This window comes from Streptomyces meridianus (genome assembly GCF_023703325.1).
Classification (GTDB): Bacteria; Actinomycetota; Actinomycetes; order Streptomycetales; family Streptomycetaceae; genus Streptomyces; species Streptomyces meridianus.
The window spans coordinates 167,824-184,350 of record NZ_JAMQGM010000029.1 but is presented as its reverse complement, the minus strand read 5'-3'; the positions used below and the strand labels follow the sequence as shown (position 1 = coordinate 184,350).

Annotated in this window: 15 protein-coding genes; 12 read left to right on the top strand and 3 right to left on the bottom strand. The window is 72.7% G+C overall.

Going from position 1 to position 16,527, the window contains the following annotated elements:
• Window positions 1-69: 69 nt before the first annotated feature.
• Window positions 70-759: a bifunctional DNA primase/polymerase gene (locus M1E25_RS14580; protein WP_251415301.1), complete on the bottom strand. Its 690-nt coding sequence runs from the start codon at window positions 757-759 to the stop codon at window positions 70-72.
• A gap of 769 nt (window positions 760-1,528) precedes the next feature.
• On the opposite strand from M1E25_RS14580, the gene M1E25_RS14575 reads away from it, so the two are divergent.
• Both M1E25_RS14575 and M1E25_RS14570 read left to right on the top strand, forming a co-directional pair.
• Window positions 1,529-3,028 carry a PP2C family protein-serine/threonine phosphatase gene (locus M1E25_RS14575; RefSeq protein ID WP_251415299.1) on the top strand — a complete coding sequence of 500 codons (1,500 nt, stop codon included), beginning with the start codon at window positions 1,529-1,531 and terminating at the stop codon, window positions 3,026-3,028.
• A gap of 42 nt (window positions 3,029-3,070) precedes the next feature.
• Window positions 3,071-4,582: an aminopeptidase P family protein gene (locus tag M1E25_RS14570; protein ID WP_251415297.1), complete on the top strand. Its 1,512-nt coding sequence runs from the start codon at window positions 3,071-3,073 to the stop codon at window positions 4,580-4,582.
• A 108-nt stretch (window positions 4,583-4,690) separates the two neighbouring features.
• On the opposite strand, the gene M1E25_RS14565 is transcribed toward M1E25_RS14570, so the two are convergent.
• Entirely contained in the window at window positions 4,691-5,188 is a 498-nt protein-coding gene (locus tag M1E25_RS14565) for an ATP-binding protein (RefSeq protein WP_251415294.1), read from the bottom strand.
• Window positions 5,189-5,410: 222 nt separating this feature from the next.
• On the opposite strand from M1E25_RS14565, the gene M1E25_RS14560 reads away from it, so the two are divergent.
• The 10 genes from M1E25_RS14560 to M1E25_RS14515 all read left to right on the top strand — a co-directional run bounded on the left by M1E25_RS14560 (window position 5,411) and on the right by M1E25_RS14515 (window position 15,691).
• Complete coding sequence (locus M1E25_RS14560; RefSeq protein WP_251415292.1) at window positions 5,411-6,193, top strand: hypothetical protein; 783 nt, start codon at window positions 5,411-5,413, stop codon at window positions 6,191-6,193.
• A 101-nt stretch (window positions 6,194-6,294) separates the two neighbouring features.
• On the top strand, window positions 6,295-7,044 hold the full coding sequence (locus M1E25_RS14555; protein WP_251415291.1) for a YcnI family protein: 750 nt from the start codon (window positions 6,295-6,297) through the stop codon (window positions 7,042-7,044).
• A 37-nt stretch (window positions 7,045-7,081) separates the two neighbouring features.
• Complete coding sequence (locus M1E25_RS14550; RefSeq protein WP_251415289.1) at window positions 7,082-7,732, top strand: SCO family protein; 651 nt, start codon at window positions 7,082-7,084, stop codon at window positions 7,730-7,732.
• On the top strand, window positions 7,729-8,166 hold the full coding sequence (locus tag M1E25_RS14545; RefSeq protein ID WP_251415287.1) for a copper chaperone PCu(A)C: 438 nt from the start codon (window positions 7,729-7,731) through the stop codon (window positions 8,164-8,166). The genes M1E25_RS14550 and M1E25_RS14545 overlap by 4 nt, the downstream gene beginning before the upstream one ends.
• A gap of 12 nt (window positions 8,167-8,178) precedes the next feature.
• The gene (locus M1E25_RS14540) at window positions 8,179-10,128 is read left to right on the top strand and encodes a copper resistance CopC/CopD family protein (RefSeq protein WP_251415285.1); all 1,950 of its coding nucleotides are present in this window, start codon (window positions 8,179-8,181) and stop codon (window positions 10,126-10,128) included.
• The gene (efeB, locus tag M1E25_RS14535) at window positions 10,128-11,354 is read left to right on the top strand and encodes an iron uptake transporter deferrochelatase/peroxidase subunit (RefSeq protein WP_251415283.1); all 1,227 of its coding nucleotides are present in this window, start codon (window positions 10,128-10,130) and stop codon (window positions 11,352-11,354) included. Before M1E25_RS14540 ends, efeB begins: the two co-directional genes overlap by 1 nt.
• 192 nt (window positions 11,355-11,546) lie before the next feature.
• Window positions 11,547-12,482, top strand: a complete 936-nt coding sequence (pheA, locus tag M1E25_RS14530; protein ID WP_251415281.1) for a prephenate dehydratase — start codon at window positions 11,547-11,549, stop codon at window positions 12,480-12,482.
• Between the two features lie 605 nt (window positions 12,483-13,087).
• Window positions 13,088-14,365 carry a serine--tRNA ligase gene (gene serS, locus M1E25_RS14525; protein WP_251415278.1) on the top strand — a complete coding sequence of 426 codons (1,278 nt, stop codon included), beginning with the start codon at window positions 13,088-13,090 and terminating at the stop codon, window positions 14,363-14,365.
• A complete protein-coding gene (locus M1E25_RS14520; protein ID WP_251415274.1) occupies window positions 14,362-15,195 on the top strand; it encodes an HAD family hydrolase in 834 nt (277 codons plus the stop codon). The genes serS and M1E25_RS14520 overlap by 4 nt, the downstream gene beginning before the upstream one ends.
• Before the next feature lie 25 nt (window positions 15,196-15,220).
• Entirely contained in the window at window positions 15,221-15,691 is a 471-nt protein-coding gene (locus M1E25_RS14515) for a hypothetical protein (protein WP_251415272.1), read from the top strand.
• Window positions 15,692-15,806: 115 nt separating this feature from the next.
• Here M1E25_RS14515 and M1E25_RS14510 read toward each other — a convergent pair whose 3' ends face one another.
• On the bottom strand, window positions 15,807-16,526 hold the full coding sequence (locus M1E25_RS14510) for an ABC transporter permease subunit (protein ID WP_251415270.1): 720 nt from the start codon (window positions 16,524-16,526) through the stop codon (window positions 15,807-15,809).
• Between the last annotated feature and the right edge of the window lies 1 nt (window position 16,527).

The following is a 16,527-nucleotide window of genomic DNA, read 5'->3' as shown; positions in this document are numbered from 1 at the left end:
CCGGCCCGCTGCTACCCGGACGAGTGAACACGGACGTGAAGGCCGTCCCTCGGGCGGCACTCCCCGGGGTCAGTGAGCGAGCCGGCTGCCGGCGTCCGGTGTACTGGCGCTCGCCTCGACGAGCGCGTCGACGAGGGTGTCGACCCGGGGCAGCCACGGCGCCGCGGAACCGGCCGCCGGCCCCCGCTCCCAGCGCACCCGGCCGGCCCCGGTCGGCGACGGGGGCAGGACGAGGTACCCGCCTTCGCCGTGGAAGCGGAGCGAACTGGGCACCCACTCCTGCTCGTTCAGCACCTCGCCCAGCAGTTCGAGGGAGTACGGGGCGACCAGGAACGACCACCGGGTGGCGGACGCGACGACCGGGCCCGGGCGCACGCCCTCCCGTTCGAGCACGGCCAGCGCGCGGGCCCCCGCCGCCGCCGGCAGGCTCAGCGCGCAGGGCGCGCGGCCACCGGTGGCCAGCACCACGGGTGCGGCGGGCCGGTTCTGCCACCACCACCGCACCATGCGCACGTCCGTGGTCGCCGCGAGGAGGACCGGGTCGAGGGGGTGCGCGCCGGGAACGGGGCAGCCGGGGTCGGGACATGCACAGCCCTGCCCGGCACCGGCGGAAGTCCGGAGCCCCGCGCCGGGCACGACGGGCCACTGCCACCGGGCACAGGTGAGCGCCGTGTCGAGCTGGGTCGCCGGCGCACTGCCCCGCCTCCGCCTGAGCAGGTGCTGAAGGGGCCTGCGTCGCCTTCCGGGGATCTCGCGCATGAGCGCTCGTTCCTTTCCGTGAACGCCGAGGTCTGTTCGCATCGCATCTGTCGCGCGCTGTACCGATGCCGGAGCCGCCGGTGCGCCGAGTGCACGCGCGCCGGCATCTGCCGGTATTGCGAGGTGCTGGTGCCGATCGAACTGGACGGCAGTACGTGGCGCGTTACCCGAACGGGGCCGTTCACACCACGTGAACGGAACTTCGCCTGCTGCTTCCGGGCGACCTCCGCGTCACGGCCCGGACCGGACCGCGGCGCGGGACGTGGCCCGCCCGGCGCTCGAACTGTGTGCTTCCCGGCTGCGGCCGGGAGGGGTGCGCCACCCGCGGATCGCGATGGGGGACGCGGCCGTCGACGGATAGGACGTTCGATCCCGGTTCCGGGTTCCGGGGCTGTTCAACTGCCCCCGGTCCTCACCGAGTACGTACCCGTGACGACGGTGTTGACGCTCTGCCGAACGGCCTCAGTCGATCGCAGGCCCGGGATGCGAGGGGCCATTTCCAGCCAGTTCGAGGCGGCCCAGGACACCCGGAAGCCACGGGCTGCGCCATGCTGGACACGTCACACACCTACGTGTACATCTGGAGTCATTGGTAGCGGCGCAGCATGGCATGGGGGTTTGTGATGCTCTTGCGAGAATTGCACCGGTGGTCCGACCAGGCAATCGTCAACAATGAAAAGCCGCATGACCGGACAACTGTCGACCACAGGACGGTGGCTGCGCGACCGGGGGGCCCCTTGCCGGAAGCCGGACACGAAAGCTGCCGACCATGAACGCCCCCCACGTCCCGAAAGTGGCTGGAATCAGTTCTGCCCTCCCGGCCCCGGGCCATAATTCTCCGCCGAAAACGTCGCCCCTCACTTCGCGTTCCGCCGCGGACTCTCCGGCGCCGGTCGTTTCCGACGTCCCCCCGCTCGACCGTCCCGCCTCCGTCCACGACCACCTCGCGGGCCTGGTCTCCGACCTGACCTCGCTCCACGAACTGACCGAGCGTCTGGTCCGGACCGACACCCTCGACACGGCCCTGCACGAACTCCTCGCCGCCGGGGCGACGCTCGTGGGCGCACAGCGCGGGCTGGTCGTCCTCCGGCCCCGCGAAGGCCACGGCCCGGAGACGACCGTCGGTCTCGGTCTCGGCCGTGCGGACCTCGGCACGATCGAAACCATCCCCCGCGGCTCCGCCTCGTACGGACGCATCCTGGACGGCCTGCCGGCCACCGACGACGGCCAGACCGTCACCGAGGTCGCACACCCCGACCTGCTGAACGAACCCGACCTCGACCCCCGCCATCGCGAGGTCGCCGCCCGGCTCGGCTACGCCGCCAGCTACGCCGTCCCCCTGGCCACCGAGGGCGCAGGCCGGTTCGGCGCGGCCGTCTGGCTCTACGACGAGCCGACCGAGCCCGTCGAGCAGCGCAGGCAGCTCGTCGGCCAGTACACCCGCTACGCCGCCGAGCACCTCGCGCGGCACCTGGAACTCGCGCAGGCCCGCGCCACCACCCGGGTGCTCCGCGAGGAACTGCTGCCCAGCCGGCTCCCCCGGCTGCCCGGGGTGCAACTGGCCGTGCGGCACAGCACCGGCCCGCGGGGCGGCGGCGACTGGTACGACGCCCTGCCACTGCCCGAAGGAGCTCTCGGACTCGCCGTGGGCGGCGCCGGCGGTGAGGGCCCCGGAGCGGTGGCCGCGATGGGACGGCTGCGTGCCTCCCTGCGCGCCTACGCCGTGATGGAGGGGGAGGACCCGGTCGCCGTCCTGTCCGACCTCGAGCTGTTGTTGCGGCTGACCGAACCCGCCCGGACCGCGACCGCGCTCTTCGCCTACTGCGAGCCCGCGGCGAACGCACCCGGAGCCGACGGGCCGCACCAGTCCCGAGCGGAAACCGCCGGCACCCGGATCACCCTGGCGGGCGCCGGGCACTGCCCGCCCCTGCTGATCGGCGAACACCGCACCGAGTACGTCGAGACGACGCTGTCCGCCCCGCTCGGCATGCTCGCCTGCTGGGAAGCCCCGAGCGTGGAGCTCACCGCGGCGCCCGGGGAGACCCTGCTGCTGTACAGCGACGGCCTGCTGCACCGCACGGGGGACTCCATGGACCGCGCCTTCGCCCGGCTGCACGCCGCGGCGGCGGGCGTCCCCAGGGCCCTGCGCGGCGACGCCGAGACGATCGCCGACCACGTGCTGCGCACCGTGCTCCCGGAGCTGCCCGGGGACGGGGACAGTCCGGAGGACGTGGTGCTGCTCGCCGCCCGGTTCGCCGGGAAAGGGTGATTCGACAGCCTCTCGTCCGTGACCTGCTCGTTCACACCTACGATGGGGGTACCTCCATGCCGCCGGCCCAGGGAGGTTCAGTACGAGGAGGAAACCGTGACCGAGCAGCGCGCACCGGAGACCCCGGAAGGCCGCGAGGAACCGATCAAGCAGCGGAAGAACGGCCTCTACCCGGCCGTGTCCGACGAACTCGCCCAGAACATGCGCAGCGGATGGGCGGACACCGAGCTGCGTGACCTCGAGCCGATCCCGCAGGCCACCGAGACCGCCCGCCGGCGCGCGGCCCTCTCCGCCCGCTTCCCGGGCGAGCGCCTGGTGATCCCCGCGGGCAACCTCAAGACCCGCTCGAACGACACCGAGTACAGCTTCCGTGCATCCACCGAGTACGCGCACCTGACCGGTGACATGACCGAGGACGGCGTCCTCGTCCTCGAACCGGTCGCGGAGGGTCACGAGGCCCGGCTGCACCTGCTGCCCCGCTCCGACCGGGAGAACGGCGAGTTCTGGCTCAGCGGCCAGGGCGAACTGTGGGTCGGACGCCGGCACAGCCTGGCCGAGTCCGAGCAGCGGCTCGGCCTGCCCTGCCACGACGTGCGCGAGGTGGCCGGCGAGCTGGCCGCGCAGGCGGGCCCGGTCCGCATGGTCCGCGGCCACGACGCCGGGCTCGAGGCGGCCCTGGCCGGACTGCTCGACGAGGAGCGCGACGAGGAGCTGCGCACCTTCCTCAGCGAACTCCGTCTGGTCAAGGACGAGTTCGAGATCGGTGAGCTGCAGAAGGCCGTCGACTCCACGGTCCGCGGCTTCGAGGACGTCGTGAGGGTCCTGGACCGGGCCGAAGCCACCTCGGAGCGCTACATCGAGGGCACCTTCTTCCTGCGTGCCCGCGTCGAGGGCAACGACATCGGCTACGGCTCCATCTGCGCCGCCGGCCCGCACGCGACCACGCTGCACTGGGTGCGCAACGACGGCCCCGTCCGCCCGGGCGAACTGCTGCTCCTGGACGCCGGGGTGGAGACGCACACCCTCTACACCGCGGACGTCACCCGCACGCTGCCGATCAACGGCCGCTTCACCGAGTTGCAGCGCACGGTCTACGACGCGGTGTACGAGGCCCAGGAGGCCGGTATCGCGGCGGTCCGGCCGGGCGCGAAGTACCGCGACTTCCACGACGCCGCGCAGCGTGTCCTCGCGGCGAAGCTGGTCGAGTGGGGCCTGGTGGAGGGGCCGGTCGAGCGGGTCCTGGAGCTGGGACTGCAGCGCCGCTGGACGCTGCACGGCACGGGCCACATGCTCGGCATGGACGTGCACGACTGCGCCGTGGCGCGCACCGAGACGTACGTCGCCGGCGCCCTGGAGCCGGGCATGGTCCTGACCGTCGAGCCCGGTCTGTACTTCCAGGCGGACGACCTCACCGTCCCCGCCGAGTACCGCGGCATCGGCGTGCGGATCGAGGACGACATCCTCGTCACCGAGGACGGCAACCGGAACCTGTCGGCCGCGCTGCCCCGTGCCGCGGGCGAGGTCGAGTCCTGGATGGCCCGGCTGAAGGGCTGACGGACGCAGCACCACGGTGGCCCGGCACCGGCTCGCTCGCCGGTACCGGGCCACCGGTCCTTCCACCGGGATCCCGCCGTACGGGATCCGGCCCGTACGGGGATGCGGTCAGGGGGCGGGTGTGAGCACGGCCTCGTCGCGCCACTTGAGGATCTTGTCGAAGCTCACCACCGCGCCACGGCCGGGCCGGTTGCGGAAGTCCACGTGGTCCGCGAGCGCCTCGATCATGCCGAGCCCGCGGCCGTGCTCCGTCTCCGCGTCGGCGAGCCGGGGCGGCTGCGGCATCTGCCATGCCGGCAGGGTGCGGGCGAGTGGATCCGGCGCACCGGCGGGGAACCCGGGCCCGGCGTCCGTGACCTCGATCCGGCACTTCTCGCCGTCGAGATAGGCCGTGACGCGGTAGGCGCCGCAGCTGCCGCCGGCCCGGACGTCCGCGGAGCCACCGTGCTCGACGGCGTTCGCGCAGGCCTCGCTCAGCGCGACCGAGAGGTCGTAGGAGACGTCGGGGTCGACACCGGCGCTCTCCATCGCGCCGAGCAGCAGCCGCCGGGCGAGTGGGACGCTCGCAGCCTCGCAGCGCAGATGGAGTGACCACCAAATGCTCATGCTCCCGGCCTCCCGGCTGCACCTCGACTACCGTTACGTATTGCCACCCGCCCCTCCCCGTAAGCGTCGAAAACGTGCGGCTACGCCCGATCGGCGGATGTCGGACATCGGTACGCCGGTGTAAGAGGACGCGCCGCGTGCCCCCGTGCGCCCCCTGACGGGACACGCGAACCCCTCCCTGCCGTACCCGCGGGGGAGCGCCGATGGGATGATGGCGCAGCCATGCATGTGCCCGTCGCGCGCGTCAGCGCCGGTCCGCGACTGCTGAGGGCCGCGATGTTCACCGCGGTCTGCGTCGTGCTGTCCGCGGCCGGGCACGCCGTGGGTTCGGGTCGACCGCTGCCGATGTGGACCCTGGCCGCCGGGTTCGCCGTGGTCCTCGCCGCGGCGGGACCGTTGGCGGGCCGGGGGCGTTCGGTGCCCGGCGTCGCCGCCGGACTCGCGCTCGGACAGGCGGCCCTGCACCTGCTCTTCGGCCTTGCCCAGCACTACTGCGCCGCACCGCCGCGGACCGGCGCCTCCGGCCGCACGGTCGCCCTGGCCGCCCGGATCACCTGCAACGACGGGCCTGTCCCGCCGAGTGCCGCAGAGGCACGGCGGATCGTGCACGCGGCGGGTATCGACCCGTCCGCGCACGGCGGACCCGGCGGACACGGTTCCGCAGCCCATGACGCGCTGTCCTCGTCCCTGCTGCCGTCGCTGCCGATGCTCCTCGGCCACCTGCTCGCCGCGGTCGTGCTCGGTCTGCTGCTGAGCCGGGGCGATGCCGCACTCGTGCGGCTCATCGGGCTCTCGGCCGGTTCGGTGGCCGAACAGGCGCTCGCACGTTCCCTGCGTGCCGCCGTCACGCTGCTGCACTCGGTGCGAGCGGGCCTGCCGGGCACGCCGGCGACGCTCCCCCGGGCCCCCCTCGTGCGCTCCCGGAACCGGACCGGTCCGGGCTCCACGGAGCTGGACCACAGTGTCGCGCGACGCGGCCCGCCGCGCTTCGCCCTGGCGGCCTGACGCGGCGCTCTCCCATCGGATGCACGGGCGGGGAGCCGTCGCGCGGTCCCGTACGCGCCATCGCACCCCGGTTCATCCATCCGACTTGGAGCATTTCCGTCATGACTGCATTGCGTCATCGTTTCCCCCGCCGCCGTGCCGCCGTCGTCGGCGCCACCGCCGCGGCCGCCCTCCTGCTCACCGCGGCCCCCGCCCTCGCGCACGTCAGCGTGCAGCCGGGCGAAGCCGAGAAGGGCGGCTACAGCACCATCGCCTTCAAGGTCCCCAACGAGCGCGACAACGCCTCCACCGTGAAGCTCGAGGTGACCATGCCGGCCGACCACCCGCTGGCGTCCGTCATGCCGAAGCCGGTGCCGGGCTGGGACGTCGACGTCACCAGGTCCAAGCTGGACAAGCCCCTCGAGATGCACGGCGAGAAGATCGACGAAGCCGTCACGAAGGTGACCTGGACAGGCGGCAAGGTCGAGCCGGGCACCTTCCAGGAGTTCCCGCTCTCCGTGGGGCAACTGCCCGAGGACGCCGACCGGCTCGTGTTCAAGGCCCTCCAGACGTACGACAACAAGGAGGTCGTGCGCTGGATCGAGGAGCCCGCGAAAGACGGCTCCGAGCCGGAGAACCCGGCCCCGGTACTCCGTCTGAGCGAGCCCGCCGAGGGCGCGGGCGGGCACAGCCACGGCGGGGCGGAGGACGCCGGCAAGGCCGATGCGCAGAACTCCGACGCCGGCCACTCCGAGCTCGCGGCCGAGTCCGGCACCGGTGACACCACCGCCCGCGTCCTCGGCGGGCTCGGTCTCGCCGCCGGTGTCGCCGGACTCGTCGTGGCCCTGCTGTCCCGCCGCCGCTCGGCCTGACCCCGCTCCGTACCCCGACCCGAGGAATCCCCTTCCCATGCGCACCAACCGCCTGTCCGCCGCCGCGCTCGTCGCGGCGGCGGCGCTGGCCCTCTCCGCCTGCGGTGGCGGGGACGACGGCAAGCAGCCCGTCGTCTCCGGCACCGCGGGCAGCGAGAAGGCCGCCACCGTCCTCGACCGGCCCTTCGAGAAGCCCGAACTGGTCCTGACCGACACGCACGGCAAGAAGTACGACTTCGCCGAGCGCACCAAAGGCCGCCCGACCCTCCTCTACTTCGGCTACACCAACTGCCCGGACGTCTGTCCGCTGACGGTCAGCAACATCGCCATCGCGCGCAAGAAGCTCAGCCCCGCGGAGCGCGAGAAGCTCCAGGTCGTGTTCGTCACCTCCGACCCCGAACGGGACACCCCGAAGCGTCTCGGCTCGTGGCTGCGCGGCGCCGGCGACCCGTCCTTCGTCGGGCTCACCGGTGACTTCAAGGACATCCAGGCCGCCGCGCGCAGCGTCGGCATCGGCATCTCGCCGCCCGAGAAGGGCAAGGGCGGGGAGATCGTTTCCACCCACGGCGCCCAGGTCCTCGCGTTCTCCCCGAAGGACGACAAGGCACACGTGCTGTACGGCGAGGACGCCACCGCGGGCGACTACGCCGAGGACCTCCCGAAGATCGTCAAGGGGGCCACGCCGTGAACCGCCGCGCCCTCGCCGGACTCGTACTGATCGGCTGCGCCACCCTGGCCGGGTGCGCGTCGGACGGCCCGGATCTGGAGCCGCGCGGCGCCTACGTACCGCAGCCGCCGATGGCCGACATGGCCAGTGGTTATGTGACCGTGCGCAACACCGGTGACGCCGCGGACCGGCTCACCTCGGTCACCAGCGACATCTCCGACGACGTCCGCATGCACCGGGCGGCCGGCGCCACCATGAAGCCCGTCGGCTCCCTGCCGGTCCCCGCCGGCGGCGAACTCCGGCTCGAACGGGGCGGCAACCACCTCATGCTGATGGACCTCGACCACCGGCCCGTGCGGGGTGAGACCGTGACGCTGGTGCTTCACTTCGCCAGGAGCGGTCCGGTGAAGCTGAAGGTGCCCGTCGAGGCCACCAACTACCAGCCGCGGAAATGAGGGACTGACGTCGTGCCCCGCGCAGTGCCCCCACCCGAACGCCGCCTCACCGCCCCGGGGGCGGCACGCGTCCTGCTCGCCGCCGCCGCGCTGCTCGGTGCGCTGACCGGTGCGCTGCTGGCCGGCGCCGCTCCTGCTTCGGCGCACGCGGCGCTGACCGCGAGCGACCCGCGGCAGGGGGCGGTGCTCGGCAGCGCGCCGGAGCAGGTCACGCTGACCTTCTCCGAAAAGGTCGCGATGTCGGACGGCGCCGTCCGCGTCCTGGACCCGCAGGGCAAGCGCGTGGACACCGGAAAGGTGCGTGACCTGGGCCGGGGCAGCACGGTCCGCGTCGCTGCACCCCTGCACCCCGGGCTCCCCGACGGCACCTTCACGGTGGTCTGGAAGGCGGTCTCGGCCGACGGCCACCCCGTCGGAGGCGCGTTCACCTTCTCCGTCGGCGCGCCGTCGAAGACCTCGGCGCAGGTGCCCGGGCAGGAGGCCGGGGGCGGGCCCGTCGGCATGCTCTACGGGATCGCCCGGTACCTCTCGTACGGCGGATTCGTCCTGCTCGTCGGCGGCAGCGTGTTCGTCCTGGCGTGCCGGCCGCGCGCGGCGTCGGTACGCGCCGTGCAGCGCGTGGTCCTGGCCGGGTGGTCGGCCCTGGCCACGGGCACGATCGCGCTGCTCCTGCTGCGCCACCCGTACACGGACTCGGGCCGGCTCCGGGACGTCCTCGAGCCGGGCGCGCTGCCGGCCGTACTGGAGACCCGGACGGGCACCGCCCTCGCCTCCCGGCTGCTGCTGCTCGCGGTCGCCGGGCTGTTCGTCGCCGTGCTGTTCGGTGCCTACGCCCGCCGGACCGCCACGGCGGACGACGACCCGTCCGCGGACGGCGAGGTCCGGGACCTGGCCTTCGGGCTCGGCATCGGCGGCTCGGTGGTCGCGGTGGGTCTGGCGTCGACCTGGGCCCTGGCCGAGCACGCGTCGGCCGGTCTGCAGACGGGGGTGGCCATGCCCGTCGACGTCGTCCATCTGCTGGCCGTCGCGGTCTGGCTGGGCGGACTCGCGACGCTCCTCGCCGCACTGCGCCGGGGGCCCGCGGTGGACCGGACGGCGGTGCGGCGGTTCTCGCGGCTCGCGTTCGGCAGCGTTGTGGTGCTGGTCCTCACCGGCGCCTACCAGTCCTGGCGTCAGGTCGGCTCGTGGGACGCCCTCGTCACCACCGCCTACGGCCGGCTGCTCATGCTCAAGATCGGCTCGGTCCTGGTGCTGCTCGGGGCGGCCTGGTGCTCACGTCGCTGGACGGCGCTGCTCGGCGAGGCGGACGACACCACCGGCAGCGCGGCGGCGAAGCGGGGCGATGCGGCTCCGGACCCGGTTCCCGCCGAGGAGCCGGTGACGGTCCCCGCCGATCCGGAGCGCGCGGCCCAACTGGCCCGGCAGCGGGCGGCCGTCGCACACGCCCGGGAGCGGCGGGAGCGCGACGCCGACCCGGCCCGGTCCGGGCTGCGACGCTCCGTGCTCGCCGAAGTGGCCGTCGCCGCGGTCCTGTTGGCGGTGACCACACTGCTCACGGGCACGGAGCCGGCGCGCACCGAGGAGGCGGCGCGCGCCGGAGCGGCAGCGGCTCCGGTCGAGCAGCCGGTCTCGGCGACCGTCGCCTTCGACACCGGCGGACCCGGCGGCAAGGGCACCGCCGGGATCGACATCGAACCTGCGACCGCGGGTGCCAACACGCTGCACATCCGGACGACCGGGCCGGGCGGGCGGCCCCTGGACGCGGCCGAGATCCGGGTCTCCTTCACACTGGAGTCGAAGGGCATCGGGCCGCTGCGGGTCCGCCCGACGCGGTTCGAGGCCGGGCACTGGACCGCGACGGACGTGCAGCTGCCGACGTCCGGCACGTGGCGGATGGACGTCACCGTGCGGACCTCCGACATCGACCAGGTGACCAGGACCGAGAACGTGAAGATCGGCTGATGACGGAACAGCATCTCTCCAGACGACGACTGCTCGGTACCGCGGGCGCGGCGGGAGCCGCGGGTCTCGCGGCCGGGGCCGGCGGCGGTTTCATGGGCGCCGCGGTCGCCCAGGACGACGTCACGGCGCTGGCCACCGTCGGCTCCACCGCGGTGGCCTTCCACGGCCGGCACCAGGCGGGGATCACCACCCCGATGCAGGCGCGCGGCCATCTCGTCGCCTTCGATCTTGCGCCCGGCACCGGCCGCACGGGGGCGGCGGCGCTGCTGCGCCGCTGGTCCCGGACGGCCGAGCGGCTCGCGGCGGGCCGCTCCGCGGACGGGACGACGGACGCCGCGCGCGACGCCGGTCCCGCGTCGCTGACCGTGACGTTCGGCTTCGGCCGTACGTTCTTCGACCGGACCGGCCTGGCGGACCGGCGGCCCACGGCCCTGGATCCGCTGCCCGACTTCTCCTCCGACGCCCTCGACGCCGGCCGCAGCAACGGCGACCTCTGGCTGCAGATCGGCGCGGACGACCCCCTGGTCGCCTTCGACGCGCTGCGCGCACTGCAGAAGCAGACCGGGGACTCGGCCCGGGTGCGCTGGCAGATGAACGGCTTCAACCGCACGCCGGGGGCCACGGCCCGGCCGATGACGACCCGCAACCTGATGGGCCAGGTGGACGGCACCAACAATCCGAAGCCGGGCGAGAAGGACTTCGACCGGCGGATCTTCGTCCCCCCGGGCGGCGATCCGGCGTGGATGGCGCACGGCTCGTACGCGGTGGTGCGGCGCATCCGGATGCTGTTGGACGACTGGGACGAACTGCCCGCGCCCGAGCAGGAGAAGGTCATCGGGCGGCGGAAGCAGGACGGTGCTCCGCTGTCCGGCGGACACGAGACGACGCCGGTGGACCTCGACCGCAGGGACGCCGCGGGGCGTCTCCTCGTTCCGGCGAACGCGCACGCCCGGGTCTCCGCGCCCGAGACCAACGGCGGCGCGGCGATGCTGCGCCGTCCGTTCTCGTTCCACGACGGGCTGCGCGAGGACGGCGCTCCGGATGCCGGCCTGCTGTTCGTCTGCTGGCAGTCCGATCCGCTCACCGGGTTCGTGCCGGTCCAGCGCAAGCTGGACCGCGGCGACGCGCTGTCCCGGTTCATCCGGCACGAGGCGAGCGCGCTGTTCGCGGTGCCGGGGGGCGCGGCGCCGGGCGAGTACGTGGGTCAGCGCCTGTTGGAGAGCTGACCGGGGCCGCGCACTGCGGACCCGTGCAAACGTACGGACGGCGCAGACGGACAATCGAAGCACCGGCAGGGTGGGGCGTCCGCCGGCCGGACGCCGGGGAACTGTCCACCCTCCGTCGGTAGGGTGACGGGAGACGGAGCCCGGCCACGGGCCGAAGCCCCGCCGTGCCGTCGCGAGAAGGAGCCACGCACCATGTCGGCCAGCCGTTACACGTATCTCGGGCCCGAGGGCACGTTCACCGAGGCAGCACTGCGGACCCTGCCGGAGGCGGCCACCCGGGAACTGGTGCCGATGCTGTCGGTGCCCGCGGCGCTGGACGCCGTGCGCTCGGGGGAGGCCGGCGGTGCGCTCGTGCCGATCGAGAATTCCGTCGAGGGCGGCGTCACTGCCACGCTCGACGAGCTCGCCACCGGTACGCCGCTGATGATCTACCGCGAGGTCCTGCTGCCGATCGCCTTCGCCCTCCTGGCCCGGCCGGGCGTTCAGCTGGCGGACGTCAAGACGGTGACGGGGCACCCGGTCGCCCAGCCCCAGGTACGCAAGTGGCTGGCCCGGAACCTGCCCGATGCCCAGTGGGAGTCGGCGGCCTCGAACGCGGACGGGGCCCGGCTGGTGCAGGAGGGCCGGTACGACGCGGCGTTCGCGGGCGAGTTCGCGGCGGTTCGGTACGGGCTGGAGCCCCTGGTCACCGACATCCACGACGCGCAGAACGCGGAGACCCGTTTCGTCCTGGTGGGCAGGCCCGCCCGGCCGGCGGCCCGGACGGGGGCGGACCGGACGTCCGTCGTGATCTGGCTGGGGGACGACCACCCGGGGGCTCTGCTGGAGCTGCTGCAGGAGTACTCGGCGCGGGGCGTCAACCTGATGCGCATCGAATCGCGGCCGACGGGCGAGGGCATCGGCCGGTACTGCTTCTCCGTGGACTGCGAGGGGCACATCACCGATCTGCGGGTCAGCGAGGCGCTGATGGGGCTGAAGCGGATCTGCCCGAAGGTGCGGTTCCTCGGCTCCTACCCCCGGGCCGGAGTGGAGGAGCAGGAGATGCCGGCGCTGCGTCCCGGGACGTCGGACCAGGAGTTCACGGCCGCGGCGGACTGGCTTGCGCGCTGCCTGGACGGGCGGGGCTGATCCCCCGCCGCGGCGGACGCCGGTGCGGGCCGCCGAGAGCAGCCGAGGACGCCCGCTGTGCAGGGCTGCGACCTGCCCGGATCTACGTTGTCCACAGGGGAGGAAAGTTATCCACAGAGCGTGCCTCACGACTGGGGACAAGTCGACACGCAAAAGCGACAAACTTGACAAACGGCCTCATGTCTCACAGATGACGCTTAAGCTCCCTGATGGCTCTTCGTCATCGCAATGCCATCGATCACCCCTTTGGGACGCCACATTCCCACCCGAAAGAGTGTGTGGGAGGGGTTTCGCGAGGGAATTCATGGCCCAGCGAAAAGCCGGCGGAACGATCTCTTCCGACTTCCACAGATCTTGCGCACAGCCTGTGGAAAACCAGTCGCCGACTTCAGAGGTCTGTGGACAACGAGCCGCTCAACTGGGTTCCTGCACAAGGGAGTCGGGGATTCCCGTCCACCCGTCCGGACATCGGACCCCCTTCCGCTGAAAACGCCGGAGCGGCGGGACATGAGACTCCACCTCCACGAATTACCGCAAAACAGTCAAATTGACCAAGCGCAATAACGGGTCCGCGCCGCACCTCCTCCTCCCGGTAACCTGGTGGGGTGATTGACCTTCGCCTGCTCCGTGAGGACCCCGACCGTGTCCGCGCCTCCCAGCGCGCCCGTGGAGAGGACGTCGGCCTCGTCGACGCCCTGCTCTCCGCCGACGAGCGGCGCAGGTCGTCCGGTTCCCGCTTCGACGAGCTCCGCGCCGAGCAGAAGACGCTCGGCAAGCTGATCCCCAAGGCTTCCGGCGACGAGAAGGCCGAACTGCTGCGCAAGGCCGGCGAACTCTCCGCCGCGGTCAAGGCAGCCGATGCCGACCAGGACGAGGCCGCCGAGGAGACCCAGCGGCTCGCGCTGCAGCTCGGGAACCTCGTGCACCCCGCCGTCCCGGTGGGCGGCGAGGAGGACTTCACCGTCCTGGAGACCGTCGGCAGCCCGCGCGACTTCGCCGCAGAGGGCTTCGAGCCCAAGGACCACCTGGAGCTCGGCCAGCTGCTCGGCGCGATCGACGTCGAACGCGGCGCCAAGGTGTCCGGCTCCCGCTTCTACTACCTGACCGGCGTCGGCGCGCTGCTGGAACTCGCCCTGGTCAACGCGGCGATCGCGCAGGCCACCGCCGCGGGCTTCACCCCCATGCTCACTCCCGCGCTGGTCAAGCCGCGCGCCATGGAGGGCACCGGCTTCCTCGGCCAGGCCTCGGAGAACGTCTACCACCTCGAGAAGGACGACTACTACCTCGTCGGAACCTCCGAGGTGCCGCTCGCTGCCTACCACATGGACGAGATCGTCGAGGCCGACCGGCTGCCGCTGCGCTACGCCGGGTTCTCCCCGTGCTTCCGGCGCGAGGCCGGCACCTACGGCAAGGACACCCGGGGCATCTTCCGCGTCCACCAGTTCGACAAGGTCGAGATGTTCTCCTACGTCACGCCGGAGGACGCCGAGGCGGAGCACCAACGCCTGCTCGACTGGGAGAAGCAGTGGCTCACCGGCCTGGAACTGCCCTTCCACGTGATCGACGTGGCGACGGGCGACCTGGGCGCGTCCGCCTCGCGCAAGTTCGACTGCGAGGCGTGGATCCCGGCCCAGGGCAAGTACCGCGAACTCACCTCGGCCTCCAACTGCAACGAGTTCCAGGCCCGCCGGCTGTCGGTGCGGATGCGGGACGGCAAGCACATCCGCCCGCTCGCCACCCTCAACGGCACCCTGTGCGCCGTGCCCCGGACCATCGTCGCCCTGCTGGAGAACCACCAGCAGGCGGACGGCTCGGTGCGGGTGCCCGAGATGCTGCGCCCCTACCTCGGCGGGCGCGAGCTGCTCGAGCCGGTCGCGAAGTGACCGGGCCCGCCCTGCCCTTCGGCCTGATCGCCACGGACCTCGACGGGACACTGCTGCGCAGCGACGACACCGTCTCGCAGCGGTCCCGTGACGCGCTCGCCGCGGCCACCGCGGCGGGCGCCGCCCACCTCGTCGTCACCGGTCGTCCGGCGTCCCGGACCCGGCACGTCCTGGACGCCCTCGGCTACCAGGGGCTGGCGGTCTGCGGACAGGGCGCGCAGGTCTACCACGCCGGTGAGCACCGGTTGCTGACCTCCGTCACCCTCGACCGGCAGGTGGCACAGCTCGCGGTGGCCAAACTCGAGGCCGAGGTCGGCCGGGTGGCGCTCGGCGCCGCCGTCGACGGCCTGGACGGCGAGATCCTGTGCGAGCCCGGCTACACCTTCGCCGGTCGCATTCCCCCGACGGCAGTTCCCGGCCGCGACGCGATCTGGCAGGCTCCGCTCGGGAAGCTCTACCTCCAGCACCCGGAACTCGGGGACGACGAGCTCACCGCGGCCGCCCAGCGGGTCGCGGGCGACCTGGTGGGCGTGACGATGGCCGGCGAGACCATCGTCGAGATGCTGCCGCTGGGCCTGAGCAAGGCGACCGGGCTGTCACTCGCCGCCCGCCGGCTGGGAGTTCCGGCTGCACGGACGATCGCCTTCGGCGACATGCCCAACGACCTGCCCATGTTCGGGTGGGCCGCGCGCGGTGTGGCCATGGCCAACGCGCACGACGACCTCAAGGCCGTCGCCGACGAGGTCACCGCCTCCAACGACGAGGACGGCATCGCGGTCGTCCTGGAGCGCCTGCTGGACGGCGCGGCGCACGGACGTGCGAGGCTCTGAGCTGCGGTTCTTTGAAAGGTCCAACGTGGACCTTTCAAGAGAGAGTTATCCACAGGGCCGCGCCCACCTGACGCTCTTCACCCGTCGCGCCGTGCTCAACGTCGCGATGCTGCTGCGCGACAGCGACGTGGCACGCCGGGTCCGCACGTACCTCCTCGACGTCGAGGAGGCGTCCCGCGACCGGCGGAGTGCCCAGGCTCCGCCCGCCGAATCCGCCGGCACCCGGCTCCGCAGCCTCGAGGAGTGCCTCGGCGAGGTCGGGTCCGTGCTGCGGGAGTTGGCCCCCGTGATCGCCCGTACCTCGGCCCGGGTGGAGCGGATGGAACAGCGGCTGACGGCCATGGACAGCCGTCTGCTGTTCCTGGACCGGCGCCTCGACAACACCGAGCGCATCGTGTGCGGCATCAGCGAGCGGATGGCCGGGCTGGATGCCGGTCTCCGCGCGTTGCGCGCGGAGGTCGCCCGGCAGGGGCGACGCCGGGGTCGCGGACGCTGAACCGCTCCTTGAAAGGGGCACCCTGACCCTTTCCGTTGTCCACAGGTTCCCGACCTGTGGACAACCTCCGGCAGCCGGGAGCTCCCACCCGGCTGCCGGGTCCCCGCCCGGACGGCTACCCCTCGTCCGCCAGGGTGAGGGAGCCCAACCGCAGGCCGGCGAACCAGGTCGCAGCCGCGGTGACGACGCAGAGCAGCACCACCGCCGGAACGATCCGCACCTCCGAGGTCAGCAGGTCTCCCCCGCCGATCCGCTGCGCCAGCGACAGTCCCCACTGCTGGATGCTGAGCGTCCGCGCACCCGGCACCAGGGAGCCGATGAGGGACTCCCACACCAGGGCGTACACCAGGCCGATCACCACCGCGTGCCGGGTGACCGTGCCCAGCAGCAGGAACAGCGCGCTGTAGGCCACCGACGCCACGGCGGCACCCGCCGCGCAGGCGACGGCGATCCGACCGCTGTTGCCGTTGAGGACGAATCCCGCGACGAGCGTGGGGACCGCGGCGAAGAGCACCGTGACGCCGAGGGCCACGACGAGCTTGGTGAACACGATCACCGGCCGCTTCACCGGCTTCGACAGCAGGTGCACGATCGAGCCGTCGTCGATCTCCGGCCCGATGGCTCCCGTTCCGGCGATCACACCGATCAGCGGAACCATCGTGGCGAGCGCGAAGCCGCCGAGCACGTCGGCCGCGATCGTGTCGTCCGCGCCGACAAGACCCCGCACCACGGCGGAGACGAGCAGCAGCAGACCGGGCAGGGCGAAGAGGATCAGCGCCCTGCGCCGGCCGAGGAGCGCCCGGAGCGTGAGCCGGGCGACGGTGGTGTTGTACATC